This is a genomic window from Rhizobium sp. GN54 (assembly GCF_021026345.1).
GTDB lineage: Bacteria > Pseudomonadota > Alphaproteobacteria > Rhizobiales > Rhizobiaceae > Mycoplana.
The window spans coordinates 174,082-186,244 of the sequence record NZ_JAJNCZ010000008.1 but is presented as its reverse complement, the minus strand read 5'-3'; the positions used below and the strand labels follow the sequence as shown (position 1 = coordinate 186,244).

Genomic DNA, 12,163 nt, shown 5'->3' with positions numbered 1-12,163 from the left:
AGAGTTCCCTGCGACCGCAGGCCGGCCGCTCGGCCCTGCGCGCCTGGCGATGCAGCTCTCGGCAACGCTGTTGCTGGCAGCCGGTCTCGGCGCCACAGTGTCGGCCGCGCCGCAGGAGTTTCCCACCAGCAAGGTGCCCCTTGCCGTCGAGCCGATTGCAACGGGCCTGAAGCATCCCTGGGCGGTCGAGGTCCTGCCGGACGGCGCCTACATCGTCACCGAGCGCGAGGGCAGCCTGCGCATCGTCCGCAACGGGCAGCTTTCCGCCCCGATCCTCGGCGTCCCGCAGGTGGTGGCGCAGGACCAGGGCGGATTGCTCGACGTGGCCCTCGCGCCCGATTTTGCGACGAGCCGCATCCTCTTCCTCACCCACAGCGCCCCCGGGCAGGACGGTACGGGCACGGCGGTCACGCGCGCCCGGCTTTCAGCCGACGAGAAGAGCCTGGAGGACGTGCGGCGCATCTTCACGATGAACAGGGCGACGCCGAACGGCGAGAATTTCGGCGCGCGCATCGCGATCGCCGCCGACGGCAGCCTGTTCTTCGGCACCGGCGACCGCGGCGAGCCCGATCGGGCGCAGGATCCGCGCGACCACGCCGGCGCGATCCTGCACGTTGCCGCCGACGGCGGCATCCCCGCCAGCAATCCCCATGCGGGGCACGCGGGCGGACTGCCGGAGATCTGGTCGAAGGGCCACCGCAATCCGCAGGGCATCGCCATCGATCCGAAGGACGGAACGCTCGTGACCGCCGAACACGGGGCGCGCGGCGGCGACGAGATCAACCTGCCGCAGCCGGGCCGCAACTACGGCTGGCCGGTCATCAGCTACGGCAAGGACTATTCCGGCGCCGAGATCGGCAAGGGCACGGCAAGGGACGGCTACGAGCAGCCGGCCTACTACTGGGATCCCTCCATCGCGCCCGGCGCCGTTGCCGTCTATCGCGGCCCGATGTTCCCCGAATGGGACGGCGACCTGCTCGTGGCGGCGCTGAAATACCAGACGCTCGTCCGGCTGGAACGCGACGAGGCCGGCGCCATCCACAGCGAGGAGCGCATGCTGGACGGCGCCTTCGGCCGGCTGCGCGACGTCAAGGTCACCCCCGACGGCGCGATCCTGCTGCTGACGGACGAGGACGACGGCGCCCTGCTGCGCGTCTCCAGGCTCCCCTCCTCGCAATAGCGACACGCCCCCACCCCGACGTCTATCGAGAACCGCCTCGGTTCGTCCCGGCGGGAGCGGTCCTGTCTGCCGCCCGGTTCGATGTATTTCCGATCAGCGACAGCATCGCGGCGCCGGATCGGCTGACCGCACGATCTTTTTCGCCGCGATGCTTGCGATCGGACCTGTGCCGGAACTGGAGAAGACCAAGGAAAAGCGGGGCAAAGCGGCATAGTTCGCCCCCTTCTTGAACATGTGAACCAGGCCTCTCTGCGCTTTGCTGTCCCCCGGCCGGGTTATTGGGCGGCATGCTCAATATAGTTGCTACGATGCCTGCGAAACTGTTCCGGAATGCTGCAAGTCTATTGCCCCAACCGCCGGAAAGACGCCGAACCGGAGCGGTTCATGAAGTGTTCGAAACTTTTGCTTGCCAATTAATGATAAACACAGCACTCTTGCCCTGTTCGGGCAATTTGCGGACATGGGAAGACCTTCAATAATAGCGCGCCGGAGACGCGATAAAAATCCGGGCAGCCGTGCTGATAAGTTCCATGAGGAACAGCGCTTGGCTGGCTGCGGTAAAACAGGACCCTTTCCTCACATCGGAACTGCCTGCCTCACGCCCCTTCGGGGGCAAACCGAAATGCTGCCCGCCGCCAAACTACCGGGCAGAGAGAAAAGGACCTGACGCATGGCCGAAACTGGCACTGTAAAATTCTTCAACACCGAAAAGGGCTTCGGTTTCATCAAGCCCGACAATGGTGGTGCGGATATCTTCGTACACATCTCTGCCGTACAGGCTTCCGGCCTGAACGGACTCTCCGAGAACCAGAAGGTAAGCTTCGAGACGGAACCCGACCGCCGCGGCAAAGGCCCCAAGGCGGTGAATCTGCAGATCGCCGGCTGAGGCGATCTTCAACCAAGACCATTGCGACCCGGCATCCTGCCGGGTTTTTTTTGCCCGGCGCCGTTCAGCGCCCGTTCATTCGGATCTCCCTAGGATCGCCGCTATCGGATGGTCGCAGGTTCGCGACCGGAACCAGGGACGAATGAGATGAACAGATACCTGAAGTCGGCCGTTCTGGCATTTGCAGTGGCAGCGACGACGCTCTCCTCCTTCGGAGCCGCCGAGGCAGGCGACCGCGGCCACTGGCGCCACGGCCGCCACCACAACAACGATGCCGCCTGGGCGGCCGGCGCCGCCGGCCTCGTCACCGGCGTGATCGTCGGCAGCGCGATCGCCAACACCCCGCGCTACGACGACGGCTACTACCGCGCGCCCCCGCGCCGCGTCTATGTCGAGCCGGAATACCGCCCGGTTCGCCGCGTCTACCGCGAACGGGTCGTCGTCGGCACCCTCGAGCCCTGGAGCCCGGCCTGGTACGACTACTGCGAAAGCACCTACCGCTCGTTCAATCCCCGCTCCGGCACCTTCGTCGGCTATGACGGGCGGGAGCACTTCTGCGTCGCCGGCTGAGGCAGGCACGGCAGCACGCAGGAAAAAGGCGGATGGGAAACCATCCGCCTTTTAATTTTGCACCTTGCGGCGGTGCTCAGAGACCGCGCAGGAAGAGATTGGTCAGCCGCTCCTCGCCGATCTTGCCGCCCGGGCCATGGCCGCAGATGAAGCCGACGTCGTCGCCGAGCGGCAGCACCTTGTCGCGGATCGAGGCAAGCAGCACCTCTTCGTCGCCGCCCGGCAGGTCGGTGCGCCCGACCGAGCCGCGGAACAGCACGTCGCCGAGATGGGCGAAATTCTGCTTGCGGTTGAAGAAGATGACGTGACCCGGCGCATGGCCGGGCGTGTGGTAGACCTCGAACTCGTGTTCGCCGAAGGAGACGCGGTCGCCATCTTCAAGCCAGCGGTCGGGAACAACGTTCTGCACCTTCATCGCGACGCCGAATTTCTCGGCCTGCGTCTCCATGCGTTCCAGCAGCGGCAGGTCGTCCCTGTGCGGGCCGATGATGTCGAGGCCGAGCGCTTCCTTGAGCTCCTTCGCCCCGCCGGCGTGATCGAGATGGCCGTGCGTCAGCCAGATGGCCTTCAGCGCGATCCCGTTCTTCTGCACCACCTCGACGATCGCCTCGACGTCGCCGCCCGGATCGACGATCACGCCTTCCTTTGTGTCCATGTCGAACAGGATCGTGCAATTCTGCTGGAAGGGGGTGACGGGGATGATGCCCGCCTGAAGCATGCCCATGGGGTCCTCGCTGGGAATTGGTGCCGACCCCGCATATAGCCGCTCCCGGCCCGGGATGCCACGGTCGATGGCAAGACCGCACACGGGACCGGGCGTGGGAAGTGAATTCAGCGCGCGCTGGCGACCTGCTGGACCGGCGCATCCTGGTCGGCAACGACGGTCGGCGCGGGCGTCACCGTCGACAGCAGCAGGGCCGCGACGGCGATGTTGGCGAGAGCGTAGGCATAGACCACGGCACGCAGCCGGACCGCGACGGCACCGCCATCTGCAGGCATCTGATTTTCCATTACCCTGTTCCTTCGACCCGATGACGGTGCCTGATTGTTTGATTGCAACCTACAACGACGATCCGGGCCATTCTGTTCCGCTGGAAACACGGACAGGCGCGACAATCTATTCGGTGCGCTCAGACGGGAAGCGCCGTCGTCTCCTTCAGCGTGTCGAGCACGATCGCCGTCTTCACGTGCGAGACGGATTCGTGCGGCAGGAGCACGTCGTTCACGAAAGCTGAAAGCGCCTTCAGATTCGGCACCACCACCTTGATGATGTAGTCCATCTCGCCCGTCAGCGAAAACGCCTCCAGCACCTCCGGGAGGCTGGAAATGAGCCGGGCGAAGCGCTGGGCGTTGTCGCGATTGTGGGTGGCGAGCGTCACCGTCACGATGATGACGATGCCGAGGTCGAGCTTCTCGCGGTCGAGTTCGGCCCGGTAGGCCCGGATGATGCCCTCATCCTCCAGCCGCGCCCGCCGCCGCGAACATTGCGACGGCGACAGGTTGATACGCTCGGAGATTTCGTTGTTGGTCAGGCGCGCATCCCGTTGCAGAAGCGCCAGCAATTTTCGGTCGAACGCGTCCAGATGCAAGATTTCGTCTCCATCTTCACATATCATGCAAGAATACGTCACATCGGCTCGATTGACCACCGACTTTGCAAACATCATGCGCCGCGGTCGGCGCATACTTGCGTTTCATCAGGGAATTCGAGGAGGAGAATGCCATGGGACCGTTCCCGCACGACGCACCGCCGGCTGTGATCAGCGCCGAGAACCCGGCCGGAACCGATGGCTTCGAATTCGTGGAATTCGCCCATTCCGAGCCGGAGAAGCTGCGCGAACTCTTCGCCCGCATGGGCTATGCGGAAGTGGCGCGGCACCGGACGAAGGACATTTCCGTCTGGCGCCAGGGCGACATCAACTACGTGCTGAATGCCGAGAAGGGCTCGTTTGCCGAGCGCTTCGTTGAAAAGCACGGCCCCTGCGCGCCTTCGATGGCCTGGCGCGTCGTCGATGCCGGCCATGCCCTGAAGCACGCCGTGTCGATGGGGGCGGAGGAATATACCGGCACCGACAAGTGCATCGACGCACCGGCGATCGTCGGCATCGGTGGATCGCTGCTCTATTTCATCGACCGCTACGGCGAGAAGGGATCGGCCTACGACGCCGAGTTCGACTGGACCGGCGAGCCCGACCCGAAGCCTTCCGGCGTCGGCTTCTACTATCTCGACCACCTGACCCACAACGTCTTCCGCGGCAACATGGACAAGTGGTGGGCGTTCTACCGCGAACTGTTCAATTTCCGGCAGATCCACTTCTTCGACATCGCCGGCGAGATGAGCGGGCTGGTTTCGCGGGCGATCACCTCGCCCTGCGGCAAGATCCGCATCCCGCTGAACGAATCGACCGACGACCGCAGCCAGATCGAGGAATATCTGCGCAAGTATAACGGCGAAGGCATCCAGCACATCGCCGTCGGCACCGACGAGATCTACGATGCCACCGACCGGCTGGCGGGGAACGGCCTGAAGTTCATGCCCGGCCCGCCGGAGACCTACTACGAGAAGTCGCAGGAACGCGTCCACGACCACGACGAACCGCTGCACCGGTTGAAGAAGCATGGCATTCTGATCGACGGCGAAGGCGTGGTCGACGGCGGAACGACGAAGATCCTGCTGCAGATCTTTTCGAAGACCGTCATCGGACCGATCTTCTTCGAGTTCATCCAGCGCAAGGGTGACGAGGGTTTCGGCGAGGGCAACTTCAAGGCCCTGTTCGAATCGATCGAGGAGGACCAGATCCGCCGCGGCGTCTTCAACGACGCCGCCGAATAGAGGCGCGGCCCCAGCCTCCCTTCCACCGCCATGCCCGGGCCTGCCCCGGGCATCTGCGCGACGTCTTCCGCCGCCTTGCGCCAGGGCGCTTGCAAGCTGGCCGCCGTGCCGAAAAACACTGAAAAATTGACAGCTTGCAATTTCGCAACCACCATACGCGCGCCGAGGGTATCGGCACTGGCGATTCGGCCGCCCGGGAGGGCGCCTGCCAGCTTCACGTGTTCGTTGCCGGAAGGTCTCGACGCGCTTCCGGCACGACCCGAACGGGGGGACTGCACATGGAAGCATTGATGCCACTTATCACACAGCTCATCAGCGGCGCGGTCGGCGGCAACGCCGTTGGCGCCATGCTGAAACAGCAGGCGACCAGCGTCATCGTGCGCACGATCGTGGGTGCGATCGGCGGTGTCGGCGGCGGCCTGCTGCTGCAGGCGGTGGGCGGCGAGGCCGGCCTGTCCGTGCTCGTCGCCAACGCGTTGGGCGGCCTGATCGGCGGCGGCGTGCTGCAGGCGATCGCAGGCAGCCTGTTCGGCCGCAAGCAGGCCTGAGGCCGGGATCGACCGAACACATCAGACCCGTGAAAAGGCGGCTGGAACGTGCCGCCTTTTCAATCCGCCCTATTCCGCTGCTGCTGCGACCGGATGGACCTCGGCCATATAGTCGTTCATCAGCGTCTCGCAGATCGTGCCGGGCGTGAAGCGGTAGGGGCCGATCTCCGATACCGGCGTCACTTCGGCGGCCGAGCCGGTCAGGAAGCATTCGCTGAAGCCCGAAAGTTCCTCCGGCAGGATCGCCCGCTCGACCACCTGGTAGCCGCGGCGCCCGGCGAGCTCGATGACCGTCTGGCGGGTGATGCCGTTCAGGAAGCAATCCGGCGTCGGCGTGTGGATGACGCCGTCCTTGACGAAGAAGATGTTCGCCCCGGTCGCCTCGGCCACCTGGCCGCGATAGTCGAGCATCATCGCATCCGCATAGCCCTTGGCCTCGGCGGCGTGCTTGGAGATGGTGCAGATCATGTAGAGGCCGGCGGCCTTGGATTCGCACGGCGCCGTCCTCGGATCGGGCCTGCGGTACTCGGCGATGTCGAGGCGGATGCCCTTCAGCTTCTCGGCCGGGTTGAAGTAGCTGCCCCACTGCCAGATGGCGATGGCGACGTTGATCCGGTTCGCTTGCGCCGAAACGCCCATCATCTCCGATCCCCGCCAGGCGATCGGCCGCACATAGGCCTCAGAGAAGCCCTGCCGCTTGAGAAGCTCGACGCTTGCCGCATCCAGTTCCTCGACCGAATAGGGAATCTTGAAGCCCAGGACCTCGGCGGACCGGTGCAGGCGCCGGTTGTGCTCCGTCAGCTTGAAGATGCGCCCGCCATAGGCGCGCTCGCCCTCGAACACGGCACTGGCATAGTGCAGCCCGTGCGTCAGCACGTGGATCTTCGCGTCCGCCCATGCGACGAATTCGCCGTTGAACCAGATCTGGCCTTCCATTTGATCGAAGGGGACCGCCATGATGCTTCCTCCCGGCCCGAAGAGCCGTTCTTGATGTTGATTTTGCTGCCCGATACGGTCTAACCAGAAACAGGCATGATACCGCCTTGCCAAGGTGCCGGAAGCGCCGGTGAGAACGGAAGAACGCCTTCGGCGCGACGGATGCGAGGGGCCGTCGCAAGTTGTGGACAACGCCTACCAAGAGTGTAAAAATATGTCAACAACGCTGACATATTTTTACGGAAGTTGCGCGAAGTGCTGCTGCGAGGAAAGGAAATGACCGCGTGGGACGAATGACTTCGGAACGCAAGGCGACGACCGAGTTCTGCGACCAGCCTTTGACCGACGAAGGCGGCATCGACTTCGAGATCATCGAGGGCTTCTTCTTCGCCTATCGGGACTTCATCTCCGATCCCGACGCCATCCTGGAGAGCAGCGGCTTCGGGCGCGCCCACCATCGCGTCGTCCACTTCGTCAACCGCGAGCCGGGGCTGACGGTGGCCGACCTGCTCGAAACGCTCAAGATCACCAAGCAGAGCCTTGCGCGGGTTTTGAAACAACTGATCGATTCGGGCTATATTCGCCAGATGGCCGGCCCGGAGGACCGCAGGCAGCGCAAGCTGTATCCGACGCGATCCGGCCGCGACCTGGCGCTGGCGCTGGCGCAGCCGCAGCAGGTGCGCATCGAGCGCGCCTTCGAGGGCATGAGCGCGGAAGACCGCAAGGCCGTGACGCGTTTCCTCGCCGGGATGCAGAACGCGCGCCAAGAGTAACCGGGACAGACGGAAATGACGATGCAAGACAGGCCCTCCGACGACGCCGCCCACCTCCTGATCGTCGACGACGACAAGCGCATCCGCGAACTCCTCAGCCGCTATCTGGCGGGCGAAGGCTTTCGCGTCACCGTCGCCGGTGATGCCGACGAGGCCCGCCGGCGGCTGGAAGGCCTCGATTTCGACCTGATCGTGATGGACGTGATGATGCCGGGTGAGACCGGCCTGCAACTGACGGAGAGCCTGCGCGCGATCCGCAACATACCGATCATCATGCTGACCGCGCTGACGGAAACGACGGCGCGCATCGAGGGACTGGAGGCCGGCGCTGACGACTACCTCGCCAAGCCCTTCGAGCCGCGCGAACTGGTGCTGCGCGTCAACAACATCCTCAAGCGCAACGCCCAGCCCGCAGCCCCGAAGATCGAGCAGGTCATGTTCGGGCCATACACCTTCTCTATCGTGCGCAAGGAGCTGAAGCGCGGCGGCGATCCGATCCGGCTGACCGATCGCGAGCAGGAGATCATGCTGCTCTTTTCGCTGCGCGCCGGCGAGACCATCCCGCGCCACGAATTGATCGGCGAAGAGACAGACGTCGGCGAGCGGACGATCGACGTCCAGATCAACCGCCTGCGGCGAAAGATCGAGGACGACCCGACCAATCCCGTCTGGCTGCAGACGGTGCGCGGCATCGGCTACCGGCTGAGCATCGAGTAGCCGGCACAGGCCGGCCAGGAAATTGAAACGGCGAACCGCGACATGACAGCCTTCGAAACCTTCAGACGCGAAATCGAGCGGACACCGCTGGCAGGCTGGCGCAGCTTCGTGAAGTGGCTGCGCAGGCGGTTGCCGACCGGGCTCTACACGCGTTCGCTGCTCATCATCATCATCCCGATGGTGCTGCTGCAGTCGGTCGTCGCCTTCGTCTTCATGGAGCGCCACTGGCAGCTCGTCACGGAGCGGCTGTCGATGGCGGTCACGCGCGACATCGCCGCGATCATCGACCTGATCGACACCTTCCCCGACGGCAGCGCCAATGCCGAGATCGTCCGCATCGCCCGCGACCGGATGAACCTCAACATCGCCATCGAGAAGGGCAACGAACTGCCCCCGCCGCAGCCGAAGCCGTTCTTCAATATCCTCGACCATATCCTCAGCGCCCAGATCACCAAGCAGATCAGGCTGCCCTTCTGGATCGACACGCTCGGCGACAGTGACCTGGTCGAGATCCGCATCCTCGTCGACCAGGACAAGACGCTGCGCGTCTATGCCCGCCGCAACCACACCTACGCCTCCAACACCCACATCTTCCTCGTCTGGATGGTCGGCGCCTCGCTCGTGCTGCTGACGATCTCGATCCTGTTCCTGCGCGGCCAGATCCGCCCGATCCTGTCGCTGGCGCACGCGGCCGAGAGCTTCGGCAAGGGGCAGAAGATGCCCGAGGACTTCGCGCCGCGCGGGGCCGACGAAGTGCGCCGCGCCGGCCTCGCCTTCATGCTGATGCGCGAGCGCATCGAGCGGCAGATGGAGCAGCGCACGGCGATGCTGACCGGCGTCAGCCACGACCTGCGCACGATCCTCACCCGCTTCAAGCTGCAACTGGCGCTCGCCGGCAAGAACCCCGACCTCGATGGGCTGAACAAGGACGTCGAGGACATGCAGAGCATGCTGGAGGGCTACCTGTCCTTCGCCCGCGGCGAGGCCGAGGAGGACGTCGGCCATCTTCGCCTCTCCAACCTCTTCGACAAGTTCGAGATGGAGGCGGAGCTCCACAACAAGGAACTGACCAGCACGATCGAAGGCGAGGACGAGATCATGGTGCGGCCGAACGCGTTTTCACGGCTCATCGGCAACATCGTCTCCAACGCGCTGCGCTATGCCGGCAAGGTGCAGATCCAGGCCCGCCACAGCGCCAAGTGGCTGACGATCGTCGTCGACGACGACGGCCCCGGCATCCCCGAGCGTTCGCGCGACGACGTGTTCAAGCCGTTCTTCCGCCTCGACGAGGCCCGCAACCTCGATTCCTCCGGCACCGGCCTGGGCCTTGCGATCGCCCGCGACATCGCCCGCAGCCACGGCGGCAACGTCACCCTCTCCGACAGCCCGCTGGGCGGCCTCAGGGCGACGGTGCGGATCCCGGCTTAGGGTTCCGCGTACCTGAGGCGGCGACCGGCTTGAGGAACGATTTGATCGGGTGATTGGATGAGAACCATGACGCTCAGGATCGAAAATATGGACCATGCGCTCGGCGCATTCGCCGATTCCTGGCGCAGCGGAAAGCGGGACACCGGCGGCACGACCATCGGCTTTTCCTCGTGGGAATTGATGCACCGCCTGCTGGCGCCGAAGCGGCTGGAAATCCTGCGTGCGCTTTGTGGACAGGATAGCCTGAGCATCCGGGAGCTGTCCCGGCGTCTCGACCGGGATTTCAAAGGCGTTCACACCGATGTCGCAAGCCTGCTGGAAGCCGGCATCATCGACAAGAACGAAGGCGGCGTCCGCTTTCCCTACGACCGCATCCACGTCGAATTCGACATCGAGGCGGCCGCCTGAGCGATCCCGTTCAGCAGAGCCTTGCCCCGTTCGGCACCGGACGCTCGGCAGCGGCCAGCACGATGGCGCCGGCCTCGTCGGCAAAGCCCAGCGTCAGCACTTCCGAGCGGACCGGGCCGATCTGCCGCGGCGGGAAGTTGACGACACCCAGCACCTGCCGCCCGACCAGGCTCTCCGGCGCGTAGTGGACGGTGATCTGCGCCGAGGACTTCTTCAGCCCGATCTCCGGTCCGAAATCGATCGTCAGCTTGTAGGCCGGCTTGCGGGCCTCCGGAAACTCGGCGGCCTCGACGATCGTGCCGACGCGAATGTCGACCCGTTCGAAATCGGCAAAGGAAATCGTCTCGGACATGGGATGCTCCGTGAATGCAAGAGGCAAGACGCCAGGGCTGTCCCGGCTGGGACAGCCACGAGCTTGTCGTGAAGGGTTAGCGCATGTCGCACAAAAGTGCGAAGCGGTTTTGCGACGACGACATGTGCAAAATGAAAGGGCTGAAGCGCGACCGGCTTTTGCGCACGGAAACCGGGCGGTAGCCCCGCCCGCCCGCGCAGCCGTCAGCCGGCAAGGTCCTCGGCGCGCTTGCGGGCGGCTGCGATCGCCCGGTCGAACAGCGGTTGCATGCCATCCTTGTCCATCAGGACGGCGAGTGCGGCTGCCGTGGTGCCGCCCGGTGAGGTGACGTTCTGGCGCAGTTTCGAGGCGTCGTCGGGGGACTGGTGAAGAAGTTCGCCAGCCCCCGAGACGGTTTCCCGCGCGAGACGCATGGCGAGGTCCGCCTGCAGGCCGGCTTTGCGGCCTGCCTCCGCCATGCACTCCACGAGATAGAAGACATAGGCCGGACCGCTCCCCGAAAGGGCGGTGACCGCATCGATGTCGGTTTCGCCGTCGACCCATTCGACCGGGCCGCTGACCTTGAGCAGGGCATGGACCTGTTCGCGCTGGTCCGCGCTGACGCGGCCGTTCGCAAAGGCGCCGGTAACGCCCCGGCCGATCATCGCCGGCGTGTTCGGCATCGCCCGGACCATGGCCGCCTGTCCGAGATGGGCTTCGAGATTGCCGAGGGTCTTTCCGGCGGCGACCGAAACCACCACCGTTTCCGGCCCGACCAGCCCCTTCAGCGGCGGCAGCACGATGTCCACGACCTGCGGCTTGACCGCGACGAAGAGGACGCCCGCCACCACGCCGGCCGGTGCCGCCGTCTCGTGGCGCACGCCGTTGTCGGCAATCAGCTTCTGCATGGCCGGCGCCGGACCGGGATCGATCACCAGCACCGAGGCGCCGGGCACGCCGCTCTTGAGCCAGCCCGCGAGCATGGCACCGCCCATGTTGCCGGCACCGACAAGAACGATTGGACCCGCTGCCTGACCGCTCATTTCCTAAGCCACCCCGACCGTCTCGAACATCACCGCATCGACTGCGGCCTGCGCTTCCATTCCCGACCAGACGACGAACTGGAAGGCCTGGAAATAGGCCTCACAGGTCTCCAGCGCGCTGGACAGCAGCACCTCGACCTGGCGGTTCGTCGGCTCGGCCCCGCCGGCAAGCAGCAGCGACTGGCGGAAGATCACCACGTCCTCGTGCCGCCACAGGTCGAAATGGCCCATCAGCACCTGGCCGTTGATGTGCGACAGCAGCCTGATGACCTCGTTAACACGGCTTTCGGGCACCTTGATGTCGAAGGCGCAGGCAAGGTGCAGCGCCTCGAACTCTTCCATCCAGGAAAAGGAAACGTGGTAGTCGCTCCACTTGCCCTCGACCGTCATCGCGATCTCGTCTTCGCCGGAACGCTCGAACGACCAGTCGTTGTTTGCAGCGACGAATTCGATCATGTCGACCGGATTCTGCTCCCGTACGAATTCCAATTCCATCAGGCTCATGCGTCA

General features: G+C 64.8%; 16 protein-coding genes. 9 read left to right on the top strand and 7 right to left on the bottom strand.

The window, feature by feature from the left end; genetic code table 11:
- The first annotated feature begins 49 nt into the window (after window positions 1-49).
- The 3 genes from LQK81_RS20120 (at window position 50) to LQK81_RS20110 (ending at window position 2,636) form a co-directional block, all read left to right on the top strand.
- Window positions 50-1,180: a PQQ-dependent sugar dehydrogenase gene (locus LQK81_RS20120; protein ID WP_442967165.1), complete on the top strand. Its 1,131-nt coding sequence runs from the start codon at window positions 50-52 to the stop codon at window positions 1,178-1,180.
- A gap of 670 nt (window positions 1,181-1,850) precedes the next feature.
- Window positions 1,851-2,066: a cold-shock protein gene (locus tag LQK81_RS20115; protein ID WP_097142268.1), complete on the top strand. Its 216-nt coding sequence runs from the start codon at window positions 1,851-1,853 to the stop codon at window positions 2,064-2,066.
- Between the two features lie 147 nt (window positions 2,067-2,213).
- Window positions 2,214-2,636 (top strand): BA14K family protein, encoded by a 423-nt coding sequence (locus LQK81_RS20110; RefSeq protein ID WP_230808164.1) that lies wholly within the window; start codon window positions 2,214-2,216, stop codon window positions 2,634-2,636.
- 76 nt (window positions 2,637-2,712) lie between these two features.
- Here LQK81_RS20110 and LQK81_RS20105 read toward each other — a convergent pair whose 3' ends face one another.
- The 3 genes from LQK81_RS20105 to LQK81_RS20095 all read right to left on the bottom strand — a co-directional run bounded on the left by LQK81_RS20105 (window position 2,713) and on the right by LQK81_RS20095 (window position 4,252).
- Entirely contained in the window at window positions 2,713-3,354 is a 642-nt protein-coding gene (locus tag LQK81_RS20105) for an MBL fold metallo-hydrolase (protein ID WP_230808224.1), read from the bottom strand.
- 113 nt (window positions 3,355-3,467) lie between these two features.
- Window positions 3,468-3,635 carry a hypothetical protein gene (locus LQK81_RS20100; protein WP_230808163.1) on the bottom strand — a complete coding sequence of 56 codons (168 nt, stop codon included), beginning with the start codon at window positions 3,633-3,635 and terminating at the stop codon, window positions 3,468-3,470.
- Between the two features lie 131 nt (window positions 3,636-3,766).
- Entirely contained in the window at window positions 3,767-4,252 is a 486-nt protein-coding gene (locus LQK81_RS20095) for an Lrp/AsnC family transcriptional regulator (RefSeq protein ID WP_230808162.1), read from the bottom strand.
- A gap of 107 nt (window positions 4,253-4,359) precedes the next feature.
- Here LQK81_RS20095 and hppD point away from each other — a divergent pair, with 107 nt between their 5' ends.
- Together hppD and LQK81_RS20085 are read left to right on the top strand one after the other, a co-directional pair.
- Entirely contained in the window at window positions 4,360-5,469 is a 1,110-nt protein-coding gene (hppD, locus tag LQK81_RS20090; RefSeq protein ID WP_230808161.1) for a 4-hydroxyphenylpyruvate dioxygenase, read from the top strand.
- Window positions 5,470-5,747: 278 nt separating this feature from the next.
- A complete protein-coding gene (locus tag LQK81_RS20085; RefSeq protein WP_230808160.1) occupies window positions 5,748-6,017 on the top strand; it encodes a hypothetical protein in 270 nt (89 codons plus the stop codon).
- A gap of 69 nt (window positions 6,018-6,086) precedes the next feature.
- Here the strand turns inward: LQK81_RS20085 and LQK81_RS20080 are convergent, their stop codons facing one another.
- The gene (locus tag LQK81_RS20080; RefSeq protein ID WP_230808223.1) at window positions 6,087-6,977 is read right to left on the bottom strand and encodes a branched-chain amino acid aminotransferase; all 891 of its coding nucleotides are present in this window, start codon (window positions 6,975-6,977) and stop codon (window positions 6,087-6,089) included.
- A gap of 269 nt (window positions 6,978-7,246) precedes the next feature.
- Here LQK81_RS20080 and LQK81_RS20075 point away from each other — a divergent pair, with 269 nt between their 5' ends.
- From LQK81_RS20075 to LQK81_RS20060, 4 genes are all read left to right on the top strand, one after another.
- Window positions 7,247-7,726 (top strand): MarR family winged helix-turn-helix transcriptional regulator, encoded by a 480-nt coding sequence (locus LQK81_RS20075; RefSeq protein ID WP_230808222.1) that lies wholly within the window; start codon window positions 7,247-7,249, stop codon window positions 7,724-7,726.
- A gap of 15 nt (window positions 7,727-7,741) precedes the next feature.
- Entirely contained in the window at window positions 7,742-8,443 is a 702-nt protein-coding gene (locus tag LQK81_RS20070) for a response regulator (RefSeq protein ID WP_230808159.1), read from the top strand.
- Window positions 8,444-8,485: 42 nt separating this feature from the next.
- Window positions 8,486-9,871: an ATP-binding protein gene (locus tag LQK81_RS20065; RefSeq protein ID WP_230808158.1), complete on the top strand. Its 1,386-nt coding sequence runs from the start codon at window positions 8,486-8,488 to the stop codon at window positions 9,869-9,871.
- Window positions 9,872-9,937: 66 nt separating this feature from the next.
- Window positions 9,938-10,279: an HVO_A0114 family putative DNA-binding protein gene (locus tag LQK81_RS20060; RefSeq protein WP_230808157.1), complete on the top strand. Its 342-nt coding sequence runs from the start codon at window positions 9,938-9,940 to the stop codon at window positions 10,277-10,279.
- Window positions 10,280-10,289: 10 nt separating this feature from the next.
- Here the strand turns inward: LQK81_RS20060 and LQK81_RS20055 are convergent, their stop codons facing one another.
- The 3 genes from LQK81_RS20055 to LQK81_RS20045 form a co-directional block, all read right to left on the bottom strand.
- Window positions 10,290-10,631: a tRNA-binding protein gene (locus tag LQK81_RS20055; RefSeq protein ID WP_230808156.1), complete on the bottom strand. Its 342-nt coding sequence runs from the start codon at window positions 10,629-10,631 to the stop codon at window positions 10,290-10,292.
- A gap of 203 nt (window positions 10,632-10,834) precedes the next feature.
- Window positions 10,835-11,653: a pyrroline-5-carboxylate reductase gene (proC, locus tag LQK81_RS20050; protein ID WP_230808155.1), complete on the bottom strand. Its 819-nt coding sequence runs from the start codon at window positions 11,651-11,653 to the stop codon at window positions 10,835-10,837.
- Window positions 11,654-11,656: 3 nt separating this feature from the next.
- A complete protein-coding gene (locus LQK81_RS20045; RefSeq protein ID WP_230808154.1) occupies window positions 11,657-12,157 on the bottom strand; it encodes a YbjN domain-containing protein in 501 nt (166 codons plus the stop codon).
- Window positions 12,158-12,163 lie beyond the last annotated feature (6 nt).